The 19,362-nt window shown below is 53.2% G+C and carries 16 protein-coding genes; 7 read left to right on the top strand and 9 right to left on the bottom strand.

Annotated features, from left to right (window positions below; translation table 11 throughout):
- The first annotated feature begins 500 nt into the window (after positions 1 to 500).
- Positions 501 to 1,208 carry a DJ-1/PfpI family protein gene (locus tag C1N64_RS04825; RefSeq protein ID WP_367143455.1) on the top strand — a complete coding sequence of 236 codons (708 nt, stop codon included), beginning with the start codon at positions 501 to 503 and terminating at the stop codon, positions 1,206 to 1,208.
- 836 nt (positions 1,209 to 2,044) lie between these two features.
- On the opposite strand, the gene C1N64_RS04820 is transcribed toward C1N64_RS04825, so the two are convergent.
- The 5 genes from C1N64_RS04820 to C1N64_RS04800 all read right to left on the bottom strand — a co-directional run bounded on the left by C1N64_RS04820 (position 2,045) and on the right by C1N64_RS04800 (position 9,038).
- Positions 2,045 to 3,040, bottom strand: coding sequence for a glycosyltransferase (locus C1N64_RS04820; RefSeq protein WP_058702372.1), 996 nt, complete (start codon positions 3,038 to 3,040; stop codon positions 2,045 to 2,047).
- A 371-nt stretch (positions 3,041 to 3,411) separates the two neighbouring features.
- Positions 3,412 to 4,716, bottom strand: coding sequence for an oligosaccharide flippase family protein (locus tag C1N64_RS04815; RefSeq protein ID WP_394515287.1), 1,305 nt, complete (start codon positions 4,714 to 4,716; stop codon positions 3,412 to 3,414).
- Complete coding sequence (locus C1N64_RS04810; RefSeq protein WP_039338999.1) at positions 4,713 to 5,711, bottom strand: glycosyltransferase family 2 protein; 999 nt, start codon at positions 5,709 to 5,711, stop codon at positions 4,713 to 4,715. Before C1N64_RS04810 ends, C1N64_RS04815 begins: the two co-directional genes overlap by 4 nt.
- Before the next feature lie 769 nt (positions 5,712 to 6,480).
- A complete protein-coding gene (gene feoB, locus C1N64_RS04805; RefSeq protein WP_394515286.1) occupies positions 6,481 to 8,814 on the bottom strand; it encodes a Fe(2+) transporter permease subunit FeoB in 2,334 nt (777 codons plus the stop codon).
- Entirely contained in the window at positions 8,814 to 9,038 is a 225-nt protein-coding gene (locus C1N64_RS04800; RefSeq protein ID WP_394515285.1) for a FeoA domain-containing protein, read from the bottom strand. Before C1N64_RS04800 ends, feoB begins: the two co-directional genes overlap by 1 nt.
- A gap of 607 nt (positions 9,039 to 9,645) precedes the next feature.
- Here C1N64_RS04800 and C1N64_RS04795 point away from each other — a divergent pair.
- The gene (locus tag C1N64_RS04795) at positions 9,646 to 11,307 is read left to right on the top strand and encodes a methyl-accepting chemotaxis protein (protein WP_033739125.1); all 1,662 of its coding nucleotides are present in this window, start codon (positions 9,646 to 9,648) and stop codon (positions 11,305 to 11,307) included.
- A gap of 43 nt (positions 11,308 to 11,350) precedes the next feature.
- Here C1N64_RS04795 and C1N64_RS04790 read toward each other — a convergent pair whose 3' ends face one another.
- The 3 genes from C1N64_RS04790 to C1N64_RS04780 are packed head-to-tail and all read right to left on the bottom strand — an operon-like array spanning position 11,351 to position 13,121.
- On the bottom strand, positions 11,351 to 11,677 hold the full coding sequence (locus C1N64_RS04790; RefSeq protein ID WP_394515284.1) for a YciI family protein: 327 nt from the start codon (positions 11,675 to 11,677) through the stop codon (positions 11,351 to 11,353).
- Positions 11,678 to 11,693: 16 nt separating this feature from the next.
- Positions 11,694 to 12,320 (bottom strand): FMN-dependent NADH-azoreductase, encoded by a 627-nt coding sequence (locus tag C1N64_RS04785; RefSeq protein ID WP_394515283.1) that lies wholly within the window; start codon positions 12,318 to 12,320, stop codon positions 11,694 to 11,696.
- 24 nt (positions 12,321 to 12,344) lie between these two features.
- A complete protein-coding gene (locus C1N64_RS04780) occupies positions 12,345 to 13,121 on the bottom strand; it encodes an alpha/beta fold hydrolase (RefSeq protein WP_394515493.1) in 777 nt (258 codons plus the stop codon).
- Positions 13,122 to 13,237: 116 nt separating this feature from the next.
- Between C1N64_RS04780 and C1N64_RS04775 the strand changes: the two genes are divergently transcribed.
- Positions 13,238 to 14,242, top strand: coding sequence for a GlxA family transcriptional regulator (locus C1N64_RS04775; RefSeq protein WP_054688370.1), 1,005 nt, complete (start codon positions 13,238 to 13,240; stop codon positions 14,240 to 14,242).
- Here the strand turns inward: C1N64_RS04775 and C1N64_RS04770 are convergent, their stop codons facing one another.
- Entirely contained in the window at positions 14,243 to 15,349 is a 1,107-nt protein-coding gene (locus C1N64_RS04770; protein ID WP_039339006.1) for an endo-1,4-beta-xylanase, read from the bottom strand.
- A 348-nt stretch (positions 15,350 to 15,697) separates the two neighbouring features.
- Between C1N64_RS04770 and C1N64_RS04765 the strand changes: the two genes are divergently transcribed.
- The 4 genes from C1N64_RS04765 to C1N64_RS04750 all read left to right on the top strand — a co-directional run bounded on the left by C1N64_RS04765 (position 15,698) and on the right by C1N64_RS04750 (position 19,359).
- Positions 15,698 to 16,660: an aldo/keto reductase gene (locus C1N64_RS04765; protein ID WP_394515282.1), complete on the top strand. Its 963-nt coding sequence runs from the start codon at positions 15,698 to 15,700 to the stop codon at positions 16,658 to 16,660.
- A 211-nt stretch (positions 16,661 to 16,871) separates the two neighbouring features.
- Positions 16,872 to 18,206 carry a carbohydrate porin gene (locus tag C1N64_RS04760; RefSeq protein WP_394515281.1) on the top strand — a complete coding sequence of 445 codons (1,335 nt, stop codon included), beginning with the start codon at positions 16,872 to 16,874 and terminating at the stop codon, positions 18,204 to 18,206.
- Positions 18,207 to 18,381: 175 nt separating this feature from the next.
- On the top strand, positions 18,382 to 18,693 hold the full coding sequence (locus C1N64_RS04755) for a cupin domain-containing protein (RefSeq protein WP_006121617.1): 312 nt from the start codon (positions 18,382 to 18,384) through the stop codon (positions 18,691 to 18,693).
- An 87-nt stretch (positions 18,694 to 18,780) separates the two neighbouring features.
- On the top strand, positions 18,781 to 19,359 hold the full coding sequence (locus tag C1N64_RS04750) for a P-loop NTPase family protein (RefSeq protein WP_375096901.1): 579 nt from the start codon (positions 18,781 to 18,783) through the stop codon (positions 19,357 to 19,359).
- Positions 19,360 to 19,362 lie beyond the last annotated feature (3 nt).

The following is a 19,362-nucleotide window of genomic DNA, read 5'->3' as shown; positions in this document are numbered from 1 at the left end:
AAAGGTAACGCCAGTTAAAACTCAGTGACACCACACTTTCACTATGGATAAATTTATATTAGGCTTTAATCCGAAAAAATTTAACCACGTGCAGTAAAAAAATGAATATGAGCCGAGTCAATAAAATGCATCGGTGAAGAAAATAGCGTTCTTACACTAGTATTTTATTATCATAATTGCTATGTTCTTGTGGCATAACGCTATGTTCAAAAAAGACTTTTCATCAATTTTATCATCAGTATTTACTGAGTAAGTGAAAATCGATGATTGATTAGCGGGCTTGACTGAGGTGTTTCAGTTTATAAGCAATAAATAACCACTTTAAGGTAGGAATTTTACCTATCAGCGTTCTGTTAGTAGGCACGCCAGTAATCTGCTTTGCGTTGACAGCTTAATGTGGCGTTTGACGCTTTCTGAATGGCAGCGTATTGAGTCTTCATTAAGAACGTTGTCATTCAAAAAGCATCAATTGAAGATTTTTAGCCTTCAGGAACCCTCTCATGAATGACATCGCATCCATTAACATCGGCCTTCTGCTCTTCCCCGCGCTGACACAACTTGATCTCACCGGTCCTTATGAGGTGTTTGTCCGTGCGCCTCATGCGCGGGTACATCTGATCTGGAAAAATTTACAGCCCGTGATATCAGACCGTGGCATGGCGATCTTACCTACCACTACCTTTGCAACGACGCCGCCGCTGGACATCATTTGTGTGCCCGGCGGCCCCGGGCAAATCGAACTGATGGCGGATGAGGATGTGCTTACGTTTGTCCGACGCCAGAGTGAGCAGGCCAGACTGATCACCTCGGTCTGCACGGGGTCGTTGGTGCTGGGTGCTGCCGGGCTGTTACAAGGCTATCAGGCGACGACGCACTGGGCATCCTTGGATCAACTGGTGCTTCTGGGTGCCGAGCCTGTAAACCAGCGTGTTGTGCGCGATCGAAATCGTATCACCGGCGCAGATGTCACCTCTGGTATCGACTTCGCGCTTACTGTTGTCGCCGAGCTTTACGGCCCTGAGATTGCTCAAAATATTCAGTTGCATATGGAGTACGATCCCGCGCCGCCCTTTACCAGTGGCTCGCCGCGGACCGCGCCGGCTGAGCAGTTGCAAAAAGCGCAGGACCAGATAGCTCCCTTTATTGAAAAAAGACGCCTGGCGACGCAAAAAGCGGCGGCCAGGCTGGGTGATAACCGATTGGCGTAAGCGATGACTTTCAACTGTGCGACAACAAACGCTGTCACTGCCGCAACCAGAAAGCCACCAGTCACCTGATCCGCATGTCGTTGATTTCCCCCCTGCTCACCGCTTCGTGAGGCACGGGCATCGGTAAGAATGAAAAAGACATTCCATGTTACTTACACTCAGAGAAGCATGTCGGGCTGACATCGTGCTGCTCAGCACGTTGAAGGCGCGTCTCTACGTCGAGCATTTCGGATCCCTCTGGCAATCCAGAGCTGAACTAAATGCGTTTTTTCATGGCGAACATGCAAAGACACCTGGGCGTGATCTTCAGTATGCTGACGTTATCTGATACGTGGCAGAAACGGAGCGGCCGACGAGACGGATAAGCGTTATGGACAGCAGATATTTTCTGAGGTCGTCAGCACGATTCGGGCGCGTGGCCATAACTTCCACTCAGACGTGCTGAGAAGTCACACCCGGGCCTGCCAGTGCTGTGACGCGCAGGGAATAGTGCACATTAAAGGAAGCGCTTTCACAACAGCGACTCAGCAGGTTGCGCCGGCTATTCCGGGCCTGAAGGTCAATGCATAACGCCATCTCCAGCCTCGCCTTACGTTTGCGCGCGGTCACCTTCGTTATGACGTTCACGATCAGGCTGCGGAGTGAATGCAATGCCTGCCCTGCATCGGGGACCGGCGCGACAGTGAAAACGCGGCCCCTTTCCAGCATTGCGACATTTGACCCAACGTGGAATAGCAAAATACTGGCGCGATGACAGAGCCCCCTACGGAAATTCACCTCGCCAAAATATGCGCCATTTCCGTCGAGGGCCCGACACTGAATGACAACGCCGGAAGTTAAAAAAACCGTAATCTGAATAGCATATACAACACCAGATAAGCCACTCTGGCATTCACATTCATGACGTGGTACTTCACTTTCTCGCTTCTGTTTAATAATGCCAGTACGTTTGCCGGATAGCGTTTCTCTTTGATCCGTTTGATACTTTTCCGGATTTCATTAATGTTAAGCGTGGTGTAATACATGGCGGTAACGATTTGCATATCGAGGGTGAGCTTACGTTTGGTGACACCAGTAGAGAAAAGCGACAAATCCTCGTTTTTATATTTAACAAATAACCTTTCATACAGATCAGTCAGGTAACGCTTACGATCCAGCAATTCTTCATACGGGACGCGTCTTTTCGACAGCGAGTTTTCCACATCATCATAGTGATAAGATGCACTGTCAAAAATAAACAGATTATCGACATAGTAAAGACAGTTGAGATTAAACAGCAGGTCTTCACTCATCGATATCCCTTTAGTGAAGCGGAGCTGTTGATCTTCAAGCAACTTTCTTCTGTAGCACTTGTTATGGAGATAGCCAATGTTATCACTTAACTCAAGCTCATCCAGCACAGCAGGAATAGACTGATGGCCGAAATGGCCATAGGTGGAAAGGCTACCCACGCGCGAGCACCTGAGGTTCCCCACCAGTAAATCAACAGGTTGTGAAACGCTCAGAGAAAGGTGCTGATGAAACATGGTCAGAAAATCATCATCAACCCAGTCATCAGCATCAACAAAAATAACGTATTCTCCCGTAGCCACTTCCAGGCCTGCATTTCGCGCTGCGCTGACGCCAGCATTACTCTGCGAGATAACGTTAAAATTTTTATAGTGTTTAAATTCATCAAGAACAGAGGCGCAGTTATCTTTGCTGCCATCATTCACCAGGATAACTTCATAATCTTTGCATGTCTGAAGGAGAAGACTTTGCAGGGTACGCATAATCGTCTTCTCAGCATTATAAACAGGTATTATTATACTGAATAAATATTTATCATTCATTTCAAAACCTCGTAACCAGCCCTAATGCCTGCCGCCCTTAAAAAGGCGAAAAAGATAATGAAAATAAAAGCCTTTCCTTTTCCTGATAACCGAAAAGAAAATAAGCATCTAATTATTTATTAACCCACTCTAAGATTATAAAAGCGCGAAATTAAACTGACCGTAAACGGGCATTATTCGGATCATGAAGATACGCTTTCATTTTTATTAAGCGATAATTAAAAAAACGAACAGGCAGGGTACATCCTCCCGCCACATGGCAGGATATTAACGTTACTCACGCGCAGATAAAAAGCGCGTTATATTAAAGATACCGTTCAAGGCGTTTTATTTAAACGCCTTCCAACGCATATCTTTAAGAAATATCTGCATCACCGCCCAGAAAAGAGCGAGCGATTAATAAGAAACCACAGTTTTCCGGGTTGAATGAATATTTTGTGAATCTTCATCATCGGCTGCCCACGGAAAAAATAGTTTAACAGCGTAAAGGCCATAAACTCAGTAATCACCACACTTATGGCGCCGCCAGTAATGCCGAAGGCTGGCACCAGTGTCACCGTCGTGATCAGACATACCGCCAGCACACAGAACGTTTTTTTGAGCAGGTAGCGATAGCCATTGTATTTAATAATGAAGCGATCCATGACGCTGCTTAGTACACCAAACATGGCGCCGATGCTTAATAACACCATCGGGGCAATCGCTTCGGTGTAAGCTGCGCCGTAGAAATGCCGGATAAACCAGGGGCCGATCAGGGCAATACCGCCGATAACGGCCCCCGACACGGCAATGACCATTAGCTGTAACTTCTGCGCGCGGACAATCGCCACATCAGGATCACGTTCGGCAAACAACGCGGGATAAAACGAGGCAAGTAAAGCGTTGGGTAAAAAGACCCAGGCCACCGACAGCGTCATCGCGACAGAAAAGATGCCCGCCTCTTTTAACCCTAAGAACCATGAAACGCTGAGCTGGTTAAGCCGGGTATAAATCGTAATCGCAATCACCGACAGCACCAGGGATCGTCCGGCCTGCAAAATATACCCGCTGTAACGTCGGATATGAGTGAGTCGGGGAAGCGGCGGCTTCTCATGCGTACGTCGTTGGTGCCAGCTAAACACACAGAGTTTGATCAGAAAAGGAATGAAGGTAGCCAGCACAATGGGAATGGCCAGCAATTCCGGTTTGAGCTGGAACCAGGAAATCCCATAACGGATAGCCAGACTGATCAGGAGACCGGTAAGGTTAGCCATCACGTTCAGCTTCGCATTCAACACCGCTTCATTGTAGATATTAACCAGATCGATAGCCGAGAACAGACAAGCCAGTGCCGCCGCGCAGATAAAGACAAACGCTTGCGAGTTCATCTCTTCCCGCATCACCACAATGCCAATGGTAGAGAGCACACAGTAAAGGCTAAACACCAAAATGACAGCCGGCACCATAAGGCGGATGCCAGAACGGTGATTCTGGGCAATGCGCTTGAGCAGGATGACGTCGCAGCCCATCATCGCCACAGACTGGATAAACTGAAATATCAGCATGGAAATGGCGATCACACCAAACGTGACAGGCCCGACGTACTTAGCGACGAAGGACGTTACAAACATCAGGCCAAATACCGCAACCAGCTTCTCAATGATCATCCATAACGAGTTTTGCAGCTTTTGTTTCACGAACGCGCCCTCAACAGAGTCTGTACGGCATGACGCAGCCCGGACACCAGGCGTGGAGACAGGTAGAAAAGCGTAAAATAAAGGCTCCAGGCGTCTGGGAGCACGCCCGCGGCAATATAGGCACGATAGTTTTGCCGGTAAAGTTCAATATACTGCCTGACGAATGCCGCGCTGAACGTCCCACTATACAGGGCTTTATAGATGTGCGAGGCCGTAACCTTCAGAAATAAGAAGTAGTAATAGCGTTCCTGCGGCCGTAGCAAGACGCGTTTAATCCCTGTAAAAGCCCGGACGTAAGTGAAGTGTTTTTCTTTGAGCGCCGAGCGCGTTGCCGAATCGTGTGACTCAACATAGTGGTAGACGACCCGAGGGCTGAACACGACCTGTCCCTGCGGGGCACCGGACAGGTAGCTGATCACAAACAGCAGATCTTCAAAGTTGAAGATATCTTCCCGAAAGCGTAACTGCTGCTGTTGCACGATCGTCCGGCGGAAAAACTTGTCACAGATACCGTGTTTCGGCGTGTGGTAGAGCAGTTCACCGATCGCCTTATCAGCGCGCAGACTGCGCAGTGCGGTCTCTTCAGGCTCCCCGGACAGCGGCTCGCCGTCATGAGAAAAGGTGCGGGATTCGCCTACGGCCAGAATGACGTCTTCATTCATCAGCCCCAGCCAGGTATCCAGCACACCTGAAGGCAGAAAGTCGTCGGCATCGATGAAAGAGAGGAATGTGCCACGCGCAGCATCCAGACCGCAGTTACGTGCCGATGAAACGCCGCCATTGGGCTTATCTATAATCTCTACGCCAGGATAATTCTGGTATTTTCTCATTAGCTCAAGTGAATTATCACTTGAACCATCATTGACTAAAATAAGCTGGCAATGCTCAGCATGAGGTTGCTGAAGAATACTCTCGACGCAACGTTCAATAAACATCGCGCCGTTATAAACAGGCACGATAAATGACACTAAAGGGGCGTGTTGATCATTAAACATATAACCTCTGGTGTGACATATTTATTAAAGTGTAGCGCAGGGAAAGTGTCGGTTAGTTCCAGCTATTTTTATTCGTAAAAATTTTTCGCTACTCTAAATCAGTCATCTGTATGCACATCGCCAATTTTTGTATCAAAATATGTATAGCATGAAACCAGAAAATAAAAGACAGCATAAACATGAGGATGACATCAAAACTAAGAGTATTCTGTAATTTAAAATGGCGTTACTGAACCCTGCAGAAATACAGAGAGCCTGCCTGTGATACTCTACTCAGGCGCGGACCGTTTCCGCAATAAGCCACCTTCGCAATGTAAAGCGTAAAGAGAACATTCAGACAATAGCCAGTAAAGTGAAAAATGGAAGACACTTTTCCCGGAAAAAATTAATAAGAACTTCCTTATAAAAATCGACATATTTCAGATGACACATTAATAAAAAACAACGCGTGTCCAGTAAAAATAAATATGCCAGAAGAAACAGAAGTGTTTAATTAACGTTTAACTTTTTGGGGCATATAAAAAATCTCAGCGCCTGAAAATATGCGTGGACTGGCACACCCCGGGGCTGCATGGACTGGCTTTCTGCGGTGAGATTGATTCCGCCCGGGTCGCGGAGAGAATCGCTAAATATGCTTCCGGCATTGCCTCTTCGTTCAACGGCGACCGAGGAAGCCGTGCGATCAGACTGGTAACCTTATCGTCATTGCTTTCCGGCGGCTCCGTCTGCCCACGGTTATCATGGGCAGCCGCACGCATCCCCGTCGTCCTCAGTCGCTGGCGTGCCGGTGCTCAGCACATCCCGTACAGCCGCCACATCCTGTCTTACGCGATGAGGTGAGCGGTGCGGAAACCAGCTTCGTGCGCACACGTCCACCTGCGTGGTGCAGCAGGCTAATGACCAGACCGTTAAGCACGACCACACTCATCAGGCACAGCGCGCTAAACCCCGGATGCAGGCGAAAACTGACACTCTGATAAAACAGCGTAGCAACGGAGTACGCAACGTTCAGGCCCCAGAAAAAGGAAAACAACATCCAGTTTTTCCCGGCTTCCCGGGCTATTGCGCCCATCACCGATACGCAGGGAACGTAGAGCAACACAAACAGCAAATAGCTGTACGCTGCGAAGCCGTTGCCGAATTTCGCACTCATCACGCCCATTTGCGTCGCATTGATTGTACTGTCACCTTTACTCGCTTCAATAGGGTTGGCCAGCGCACGCAGGCTGAATGCGCTCTTCAGGCTGTCACCGGTTTCTTTCAGCGCGTCACCTAACTCACCCGACAGCGAAAAGTCCTGCGGGCGAAACGCGCCGCTTTGAACATCTTCGCCGACATAAAGGCTGTTCAGCGTACCGACCACGACTTCTTTCGCCATGATGCCTGTCACCAGCCCGACCGTGGCCTGCCAGTTGTCTGATGTCACGCCGACAGGTCGCAGGGCTGGCGTGACGACTTTACTCACAGTAGCCAGCGCAGAATCATTGATATGGTCTACGGTTGCCCCACTAAACGAAAAGTTGCTGAGTAATCCGATCACCATGCTGACCACAATAATGACGCGACCTGCGCGCACGATAAACATCTTTAAACGTTGCCAGGTCTGGATCAGCAGGCTTTTCACATGGGGGCGATGGTAGACCGGCAGCTCCATAAGAAAAGGTGACGCTTCGCCGCGCAGCAGCGTATTTTTCAGGATAAGCCCAGTGACGATGGCCACGATAATGCCCAGCACGTACAGAGAGAAAACCAGGCTGGCGCGCCAGGCGCCAAAAAAGGTGGCGGCGAAAACCGCAAAAATCGCCAGCCGCGCACCGCAGGACATAAAGGGCGCAATTAGCACGGTAAGTAAGCGCTCACGGGGTGTATCCAGCGTACGCGTGCCCATTACTGAAGGCACGTTGCAGCCAAACCCGACAATAAGCGGTACAAAGGATTTTCCCGGCAAGCCCAGCGACTGCATCAGGCGATCAATTACAAACGCTGCACGCGCCATATACCCCGAGTCTTCAAGAAAAGACAGAAACAGGTACATCAGGCCGATCTGGGGCCGAATCGGCAACACCGTGTTAATCCCGGCCCCTATGCCCTGCGCAAGGAAGACCGTTACCCAGTCGGGAAAGTGGCAGGTATAGCCCAGCCACTGCGCGCCATGAATAAACAGCGCCACCGATCCGCTGTCGAACAAAGGCTGGAAGGCTGCACCGATGTTAATTGACAGCACAAACATCAGATACATCACGCCCAGAAAAACCGGTATTCCCAGGAACCGGTTCAGCACAAGGTTGTCCAGCCACTCAGTCAGCGCAGCGGGTGCGGCTTTATTGAGGTTACAGACCGCGGCGCAAAGCGCGTTGATAGCCTGATAACGACAGTTCACCACATGCATTGCCGGATCGCCGCCCGCCGCCTGCCTGATCGCCGGCAGTTGGGGGACGACTGTGGGACAGATGCGCTGACTGTTAATGTCACCTGCCAGCAACTGTAGCGCCAGCCAGCGCTGCTTTTGCCTGGCGATGTCCGCAGGCATCATCGTTTGCAGGCGCGCGATCGCCGTCTCAATTTCACGAGGATAAACCAGAGGTTGTGGCGGTCTTTCTCCCTGCCAGTCGTCAATGGCGCGTTTAAGCGAGGCGATGCCTTCGCCACGTGTTGACGTCAGCGCCACGACCGAGCACCCCAGCCGGGCTGACAGCGCTGCCCTGTCGATGATGATATTCTGGCTGAGCGCGATATCCTGCATGTTTAACGCTACGATACAGGGCATGCCCAGCTCCAGTAGCTGAAAAGTCAGGAAAAGATGACTCTCCAGGTTTGAGCTGTCTACCACATTAATCACCAGATCGGCGTGATCCTCAAACAGATACCCACAGGCGATACTTTCATCGATGGCGCTGTCCGCCGAAAGCGTTGTAAGCGAGCGCGTGCCTGGCAGATCAACCAGCCGTACATCCGTTTCAGCCGTAAAGAACTGCCCTTCCTTGCGTTCTACCGTCACGCCCGCCCAGTTCCCTACGCGCTGGCGGGCCCCGGTAAGCTGATTAAATAACGTGGTTTTACCGGTATTCGGGTTGCCGATCAGACCCAGGGTTAATGTTCTCATCAGCGGACTTCTTCCAGCAGAACCGAAGCCAGTTCGCGTTGCCGCACCGCCAGACTGAGGCGACGCGTACGGATATGAACGGGATCGCCCAGTGGTGCAGTACGGATGACGTCAATCAGCGTGCCGGGCAGCACGCCCATGGTTAGTAATTTTTGCCGCCAGGCGGGATCAACAGAAGGCTGGTAGCCTCTGACACGATAGGTGGTGTGTGTTTTGATTTTCACAGATATATCCCAACCGTTAACAACTAAGGCAGGAATTATACAAATGATAACTATTCTTGTTTCTTGATCTGGATGGGGATGATGCACAGGATAGCGACAAAAATACGCTGATATGTCATTTCACCCTGACGGCCCGCTCGGGTTAATGGCCATCCGGAAAGAAGCATTGCGGAAGATTGTCAGAAACGCCCCTCAGCGGCAAACAGGCTGAGCGGCCTCAGCGGTGGGCAAATAACAGATGGTGTTGCCATACCTATTTTCAGCCCCCTGTCTGTGAAGCACGGCTTATACAGCGAAGACGGACACAACGTCAGATTGCGGTCACGTATGAGGGCAGCGAAAAATATTAACGCGCAAATGTCTCACCCAGGCCTTCATCTTATTATTGCGCGAAAAAACGTAACTCCCGGTACATTTCTGCATAAACGGACCCTTGATCACCCCGTTTTTGTGACTAGGCCAAACCATTAAAAAAACACGCTTTTCCTGAAAGCGTCATTTTATTTTTAAACTAATCGTTATAGATCACATTATTTATGGCGTCACTATTAAGGTAATCCGTTAAATACCGATATACCTGTATCCACGTTTATCAGGTATCGCCGCCATGTTTAAAAACCTTAAAATTACAACGGGCATTATTGCCGTATTGTTTTTGTTCAGTGCGCTGTTAATGCTTACCGGGTCGCTTTTTTATTCGTCTGTCAGCCAGGCGGGACGCAACTTTTCTCACACTGAACAACTGACGCTACAACAACAGCAACTGAGCGACAGTGTGCAGACGCTGATAAAGACGCGTGTCACCGTCAGCCGGGTGGCTATTCGTTTTCTGAAAAACCAGAAGGATCCGGCATCTCTGGCCTCGATTGCCACACTGCTGGACACAGCGAAACAATCTGCTGAAAAAGCCGATGAGTATTTTTCAGCCTACAAAGCCGCCCCGCCCTTACCCGGACAGCATGCGGAACTGACCCAAAACGTGCAGACGGCTTACAGCAAAATGCACGATACCATGCTCGCGTCGGTCGAGTTCCTGCGAAATAACAACTATCAGGCTTACGGCAATCTTGATGCACAGGAAGCGCAGGATCAGCTGGATAAGGCTTATCAGGCCTGGCGGAGCGCTAACTATCAGCTGATGAAGGAAATCGCCGCAGAAAACGATCACAACTACACCAATATGCTGTGGACCTTGCTGATTATCGCAGTTATTGCTCTGGTGACCGTTGCCAGCGTATGGGCTGGCCTGCGGACACTGCTGCTGAAACCTCTGACTCTGGCAACCGACTACATGCGCGCGATCTCTGCCGGGGATCTGACGCGTGAGATCGCCAGCGACAGTCACAATGAAACCGGACGGCTCCTCAGCCAACTGGAAGAGATGCGCAGCGCGCTGGTGGTGACGATTCGTTCTGTCGATGATGCAACGCAGTCCATTTTCACCGGCGCAGCAGAAGTGTCGGCCGGCAGCATCGACCTCTCTGCCCGCACCGAGCAACAGGCGGCCGCACTGGAAGAGACGGCAGCCAGCATGGAGCAACTGACCTCGACAGTAAAACTGAACGCGGAAAATGCACAGCAGGCCACCGCGATGGCGAACGATGCCGCGGTGATGGCGTCGCAGGGCGGCCAGATTGTGGCGAAGGTGATTTCCAATATTGAGCAGATCAGTGAAAGTTCTAAACAGATTGCCAGCATCATCGGCATTATCGACAGCATTGCGTTCCAGACGAATATCCTGGCGCTTAACGCTGCGGTCGAAGCCGCACGCGCAGGCGAACAGGGGCGCGGTTTTGCTGTAGTCGCCGGTGAGGTGCGTTCACTGGCGGGACGCAGTGCAAGCGCGGCGCAGGAGATCCGCACGCTGATTGAACAATCGACGCAGCGTGTCAACAGCGGTTCGACTCATGCCTCCGAAGCGGGTGATGTCATGGGAAGCATTGTGCATTCCGTTAACAGCGTGACCCAGTTGATGGCTGAGATTGCCTCGGCCTCGGCCGAGCAGACACGCGGTATTGAACAGGTGACGAAAGCGGTATCGGAAATGGACGGCGTCACGCAACAAAACGCGGCGCTGGTAGAGGAATCGGCCAGTGCGGCAGCCTCACTGGAAGATCAGGCTACGCAGTTACGTCAGTCGGTCTCCGTGTTTAACACGGGCAGAAAGCCGACCACAGGTCTGGCGACGTCCCGCAGCACAGCTTTGAAAAAACCCGTTATGACGCCTGTGTCTACCGCACCGTCAGCGGATAACTGGCAGTCATTCTGATCGACCTGCCGCGGAGCGATGCCCTGCTCCGCGGCAAACGGCTTCAGGCGCGGTGGGCCATATCAACGACCTTCGTTTCACTGCCCCAGTCGGCGTCAAACACAGAAGAAACCAGGGCTGGATGAACGCCCGTAACAGCCACATCAACCAGTCCCAACGCCACAAAGGGATCCTCGGTCAACCTGTCGCGAACCGCCTGCTCATCAGAGGCGGGAAACAGCACAACGCCGCCCTGCTGATTTTCCAGCGGTCCGGCCAAAACCACCTCGCCCGTCTTGATGTGCTCCACCAGCCAGCTTTTATGACCCGCGCTGTGTTTTTCACGTTCGGCGGCGGCACCACGATAACTCAGCGTAACAATGTAAAGCATAAGGTTCTCCTGTGGATTACAACGCAAGTGACTGGATGAGCGTGCTGGCGGCATTAAACGCGTTGCCGATTTCACGCTGTTGAATGGCTTCCCCTTTTGAAGCCCCTTCTGCACGGATAACATGAATATGCTCAACGCCTAAAAACCGAAAAAAAGCGGCCAGATACCGTTCCTGAAAATCCCACTCTTCAAGGGAACCGCCGTGGTAAAAGCCGCCCCGCGCCGAGGCCACGATCACGGTTCGCCCACCTGACAATCCCACCGGGCCTTGTGCCGTATAACTGAATGTTTTGCCTGCCTGCGCGATCCGGTCCAGCCAGGATTTTAGTTGGGCAGGCACCGAAAAGTTGTACATCGGCGCACCGATGACTATCACATCACTGGCAAGAAACTCCGCCACCAGCAGGTCAGATAAGCGATGCTGTTCTGCTATGTACTCACTGACGTTGTCGTCGTTTCCCGCCCTGAAACCTGCCGCGATGGCCGCGTTAAGAGGACGGATTTCCTCGGCCACGACATCACGGTAAGTCGCCTGAGCAGCGGGGTACTTTGCCAACAGTTTTCTGACGATGTCCGCGGTAAGCTGCCGGGTAACCGACGGCGTCTGGAAAATACTGGCGTCAATATGAAGTAATCTGTACATGGGATTCCCCTGAGAGTGATGGTGCTATGACGATGGAAGGGTTCTGGCCGCGCGATCGATAAACGCAGCCACCTGTTCAGGATGTGAAACCAGCGATAAATGACTAGATGCGAGACGCTGAACGCGTGCGCCAATATGCGCAGCAATGTCAGACTGGACACGGGGCGGCAGCGCCCGGTCTTGCGTGGTCAACAAATACCAGGTGGGTTTGATTTTCCATGCGGCTCGCATAACCTTGTCAGTGAAAGCGCTCGCCGCAACAGGTTGTTGTACCGCAGCCAGTTCGCGCACCCGCGCATCAGGCACGTCGCCGGCCAGCATTTCACCAAACTGTTGGGCATTATCCAGCCAGATCATCCCATGTTTATCCGGCCTCATTTCCGTCATCGGGGCATGAAGTCGTTGCAACAGCCCGGCAGCAGATTCATTACTGTCGGGCACCAGCGCAGAGAGAAAAACCATGCCCCTTACGCGCGAATCGTTGCCAGCATCAGCCACCACCACACCGCCCCAGGAATGCCCAACCAGCAGCACCGGGCCTTGCTGACGCGCAATGACCGCCTCCGTCGCCTTTACGTCATCCTGCAATGAGGTCAATGGATTCTGAACGGCGGTGACGTGATAACCTTTGTGCTGAAGGCGTGAAATCACCGCCCGCCAGCCTGAGCCGTCAGTAAACGCCCCGTGGACTAAGACGATGTTTTTCACCGTCGCCTGCGCAGCGAGCGGCACATTCAATAACGTCAGCCCCAGCAGCACCGCATGCTTTAATCTTTTCGCCTTACTGCTCTTTCGCCGCATCTCGCCTGTTCCTGTGGTCGTTTTCATGCTGACCATGGTAGATCGGGCGAAAAGAGCGTGTAAGATGGCGAATAAGACAACTAACAGGCAAAACTCGCCATAAGGAGTGACTGGTTATGCGCATAGCGATTGTGGCGCTGGAAGGCAGCCTGCCTTCTGCCGTCAACGGCTTTTGTGACACCTTATGGATTGCGCGCCAGGTGATTGCGTCTCGCCCCGATACTGCGGCGCAACTGACCCGCGCGCCGCTGGAGGTCCAAATCGTAAGTGCTGATGGCCAGCCCGTGCGCGATGCGCAGGGACGATGGCTACATGTCGATGCTGATTTCAGCCAGGCAGAGGCGTCAGATATCGTCCTGGTCGGGGGAATGGCGTTGGGCCGCGATCGGTTTCCGCAGCATCCGGAGGCGGTCATACAGGCGGGGACCTGGATAAAAAAAATGTACCATCAGGGTGCCATCGTCGGTGCCGCCTGCGCGGGCTGTCTGGTGCTGGGCGAAGCGGGGCTGCTCAGTCGTCGGCGTTGTACCACCACCTGGTGGCTGTTTCCGACCCTGCGGGAGCGCTATCCGGATGCGCGTCCGGTATGGGGACAAACGCTCGAACAACAGGAAAATATCATTACTACGGGTGGCCCACTCTCGTGGAGCGCGCTCACGTTGCATTTGCTGCACAGGATACTGGGGGCGGACGTCTCCAGACAGGTTGCTGATATGGCCGTTGCCGATGCCCAGCCCGTGTCGCAACGTTTGTATGCGCCGCCCGGGTTTATTAACACTCAGCACCCGTTGCTGATGCGGGCGGAAGAGATTATTCGCTATCAACAGCCAGGCATCACGGCAGAACGGCTGGCCTCTGCGTTACATACCAGCGAACGTACGTTGCACCGTAAAATGAAAATGCTGACCGGCGAAAGTCCTAAGGCGTTTATTACCCGGGTCCGCATTGAAGGTGCCTGTCTTCTCCTGGAGAACCCCACCGTAAGCATCCGTAAGGTGGCCGCCGATTGTGGCTATTCTGACGAAAGCAGCTTTCGCAAAGCGTTTAATCAGGTGATGGCGATGACACCCGCGCGTTATCGACAGTGGATTGCCGCCAGAGCGGCGCCCGCAACGCGTTAATCAGCGTAGCGCATGCAGCGCTGCCCAACTGGCGTCTTTGATTTGGCCGTCTTTAGCAAACAGCAACGGTCCGGTGGCCAGCCCATCGCTTGCCTTCGGCGTCGCCGCCGTCCGGTGGGGCGTGTCCCAGACACCCCACGTGAGCACTGCGTCGACACCGGCTTCCAGCACAAGCGAAAGATAGCGCTTATAGGTGCTGGCGACCGCCATGGCGCGGCGCGCCATCGGCAGGCGGCTGTCATCAACATCCAGTTCGGTGATATACACGGCCAGGCCCAGCGCTTTCACTTCACGAATAAATGTCGCCAGTCCCGGACCAGACGCGTACTGCGGACCGGCCTTGAGATGAGACTGAATGCCCAGCGCACCAATGGGGATCTGTCTGTCCTGCAAATTGCGCAGCAGCGCCAGCACAGCGTCACGTTTTCGTTGTGCGTTGTCATGGTCGCTTTCCAGCCCGTAATCGTTATAGCAAATGACGGCGTGAGGATCGGTCTGATGCAGCGCGTCACAGGCGATATCCAGATAACGCGTTCCCAGACGTTGATACCAGAAACTGTTGCGCCATCCGCCAGGCAAACCGTCAGACAGGTTGATAATCTCGTTCGCCACGTCCCAACTCTGTATCTGTCCCCGATAGCGCCCCGCGACGGTATGAATATGGTCTCTCAACACTTTTTCCAGCAGCGTGGCATCGCGAATCGCCAGCAGCCAGTCCGGCACCGCGCGGTGCCAGCAAAAGGTATGCCCGCGTAGCAGCAGGCCCTGCGCTCTGGCAAAGGCGGCAAGCGTATCCGGGCCAGAAAAATCGTAGCGATTCTGCTCAGGCTGAACGACCACCCACTTCAGCGCGTTTTCCGGAACAATAATATTGGCCTGGCTGGCCACAAACTGCCGGTAATGCGCATCGGACCGCAAACGCTCGGGCCGGACCGCGAACCCAAACAGAAGATGACGCTGCGCAGCTATGCGCTTTAAGGGGGGGAAAGCCGGTTCGGCCGCGAAGGCCGGTATCGGCAATGCGGAACCCAGCAACAGCGCCGCGCTGCGTTTTAAGAACCGACGTCGCGGCGTGGATGTGAAGCCAGAGAGATTATGAGGTTTCATCAGTGCCACGTCTCCTGTGACGTTTTTGCCCGATCATCGTGAAGGTCGCATCACACCAGCCCGGTATTCTTATAACCCTAAGCCCTAAGGCCCGTCAGCAACGATTTTGTCCACGTCGGTAAAGCCAGATTTCTGAATGTAAAATCCCTCGCTTTACGGTATCGGGTTTTCTGGCATTCGCGGGGCTGTGTGCCTGCACGTTTCAGGACGGGCGCTGCCGTGCCAGCGGTAAAAGTGACCTTTGCTACCTTGTTATGCCGCACTGGCTGACAAACCGAATGAAAAGCTGTCGATTTACCTTTGCTAAGCTGATAAGTACACCTGATACGTTTAATAAAGGAGAATGCTATGACGCAGCCTAAAACCCGCCCCCTCGGCAACAGCGGCCTCTCTGTGCCGCTTCTGACCTTTGGCGGCAATGTCTTTGGCTGGACGGTAGACGAGAAAACCTCGTTTTCTCTGCTCGACGCGCTGGTGGAAAAAGGCCTGTTCTTTATCGATACCGCCGATGTCTATTCACGCTGGGCGCCCGGCAATCAGGGGGGCGAATCCGAAACCATCATCGGCAAATGGCTGAAGAAAAGCGGTAAACGCGACAGGATAGTGCTGGCGACCAAAGTCGGCATCGAAATGTCACCGGAGAAGCAGGGACTGAAACCTGGGTATATTCGCCAGGCCGTCGAGGACTCGCTGCGCCGTCTGCAAACCGACGTGATCGACCTCTATCAGGCGCATCGCGATGATGAAACCACGCCACTGGCCGACACATTAACCGCCTTTGACGCCCTGATCAAAGCCGGCAAAGTCCGGGCTATTGGGGCCTCCAACTACAGCGCCGCGCGACTGCAGGAGGCGCTGGACATCAGCAAACAGCATGGGCTGGCGCGTTACGAAACCCTGCAACCGCTCTACAACCTTTACGACCGTGAAGAATATGAAAGCGAGCTGGAGCAGGTAGCGCGAGAGAATCAGCTTGGCGTGATCAACTACTACGCGCTGGCCAGCGGCTTTCTCAGCGGCAAATATAAAAAACCGCAGGATGCCAGCAAGAGCGCGCGCGGTCAGGGTATTGTAGATAAGTACCTGAATGAACGCGGTAAACGCATTGTTGAAGCGCTGGAAGACGTGGCGGCGTCACATGATGCGTCAGCCACGCAGGTGGCGCTGGCCTGGCTCATCGCGCGCCCGAGTATTACCTCCCCTATCGTCAGCGCGACCTCCTTGTCGCAGCTTGATGAACTGGTCAAAGCCACCGAGTTGGCGCTGAGCAAGCAAGAAATTGAAGAGCTGTCCCAGGCCAGCAAGCCATAAAACCTCCGGGGATGCCGCGGCATCCCTTTTACTTTGCCTCGCAATAAATGCCTTTTTAGTTATAAAAATATTCATTCAGCGATAACTGTCACAATTGCGTTAATTCCTTACCACTTTGCAGTTACATACGCACAGATTTGCAAAAATTGACATTTAGTCAGCATTATTCTCTGCCCTGTCTTTTCCTGTCATTTCATAAAGAATAACGCTGATGAATACAAAAAAAGCAGTGCAGTTTATGCCTCGCCTGGCCGCGGGCAGCCTGATGTTTGCGATGCTGAGCGCCTCCGCGCTGGCCGCCGATGCCTTTAGCTATGACTCACCTTACCTGTTTGGCGACTGGGGCGGTAACCGAACGCAGTTAGAAAACGACGGCATTAAGTTAGATGTTAACTACACCATGGAAAGTGCCGCCAATCTGGGTGGCGGAGCTGACAGCCATACCTCGATGCGCTACAGCGACCAGTGGGCGTTTGGTGCCAATTTCGATCTGCAAAAACTCCTCGACTGGCAGGATACGCAGTTCCAGGTCACCATTACCGATCGCAATGGCCGCAACATCTCCGATCAGGTGGCCGATCGCCGCACCGGGATGCTTTCTTCCCCCCAGGAGGTGTACGGTCGTGGCCAGACGTGGCGCCTGACGCAGTTCTGGTTAAGCAAAGGCCTGTTCGATAACACGGTCAATCTGAAAGCCGGACGCGTTACCGTCGGCGAAGACTTCGATAACTTCGACAGCAAGTTCCAGAACCTGGCGTTTGGCAGCGGCCAGGCCGGTAACTGGCGCGGCGATCGCTGGTTTAACTGGCCGGTTTCGCAGTGGGGCGGCAGGCTAAAAGTCAACGTTACGCCAGAGGTGTTTTTCCAGGTCGGTTTCTACAATCAAAACCGTGCGAATTACGACCGTGGCGATGGTTTCCGGCTGGATACCAGCAACTCAGAGGGGAATCTGGTGCCGGTCGAGTTAGGCTGGAAACCGACGTTAGGCCCCGACAAGTTGCCGGGTAACTATCGTATCGGCTATTACTACTCGTCCGCAAATGGCGACAACTATGGCAGCTGGCGTGACGGCGCTTACCAGCGCAAAAATCATGCTTACGGCGGCTATGTCCTGTTGCAGCAGCAGTTGACGGCGCAGGGCGGCGATGCCAGCCGGGGTCTGGGCGTGACGGTTCAGGCGGTGATGAACGACCATAAAACATCGAAAACCGATAACTATCAGTCCGTCAGCTTCACCTGGAAAGGACCGTTCGATGCCCGTCCGCAGGATGAGATTGGCATCGGCGCGGCGCGTATTCACGTCAACAGCGCCTACACGCGTTCGCTGCGTGAACAGAACGACGCCAGCGGGCAGACCGATTTTAACAGCCCGACCTATCTGCCTGTTCAGGACGGTTCGGAGTACAACTACGAAATCTATTACAACGCGCAGCTGACCAAATGGCTGCAACTGCGTCCTAACCTGCAATACGTTGTTGCGCCGGGTGCCGTTAGCGACGTGAAAGATGCCTTTGTCGGCGGAATCAGCGCTAACGTGAATTTCTGATCCGCCCTTCAGACCTGCCCGCAGGGCAGGTCTGCTTTCCCGCCTGGCCTGACGCTTTCATCCCGTACCTGCTCTGTTGATTCGCCTCAGTTTTCCGCAATTTTTTGCAAGCCCTGCCCCACTTCACGCGGTATAACCTCATCCATGTCTTACCACTGCGCATAACGGAAAAACCATGAAAACCTATATTAGCAAAGCGTTCTCAGCCGACCGGGCCTGGGGTGCACTCGACATCGCTAACTTTGATGGCACAACCGTACGGCTTCACTGGACGGATCAACCCTACAAGTGGCACATCAATGACGGTCAGGAAGTTTTTGCGGTGATGGATGGCTGTGTAGAGATGCACTACAAGGAAAACGGAGACATCAGGACAGTGCGCTTGCAGACAGGGGATATTTTTTATGCCAGCGTGGGCACGGAACATGTTGCCCATCCACAGGGCGAAGCGCGCGTACTGGTGATCGAGAAAGCGGGATCGGTCTGACCCCAACCGGCCCTGAGGCACGATGGCTGGCGCACATTTTCCGCGTATACTGAGGCGCAAACACAGCCTTGACGGAGGTTTCGCCTGATGACACCGTTGCCGCCGCTTGCACATCTGGGTCCGCGCATTTGTATCATGGGCCCCTCAAACAGCGGTAAATCTACCCTGGCCGTGGCGATTGCGGAAAAGCAGTCGCTGCCCGTTATTCATCTCGATCAGCTTTATCACCAGCCCAATACCGACTGGCAGCCCAGAGAGCACGCCGTGTTTTTACAGCTTCACCGCGAGGCAATAAGTGCAGAACGCTGGGTTATCGAAGGCAATTATACGCGCTGCCTGCCCGAAAGACTGGCGCGCGCAACAGGCTATATCCTGCTGGATCTCGCGATGCCTGTCAGTTTACTGCGTTATATCCGGCGCTGCTGTGCCACCACGCCGCGTGCCGGGGCGCTGCAAGGCAGCACCGATCACATCAATCTCGCCATGCTCAGGCATATCACCTGGGTGACGCCGGGCAATCGCCGTCGCTATCACCTCCTGTATCAGGGACTTAGCCTGCCCAGGTGCCGTCTGGTAGGTGCAAAAGCGATAAACCGCGCCTGGCAGGAGTGGTATCTGACGCCCCGTCCTGCGACAGGGATCTTACCCGGCAAAACAGGCCGGTAGCCT

The sequence above is a fragment of the Pantoea sp. SGAir0215 genome (assembly GCF_043543215.1).
Note: the sequence above shows the minus strand (reverse complement) of the source record. Positions and strands in the feature narration are given on the sequence as shown.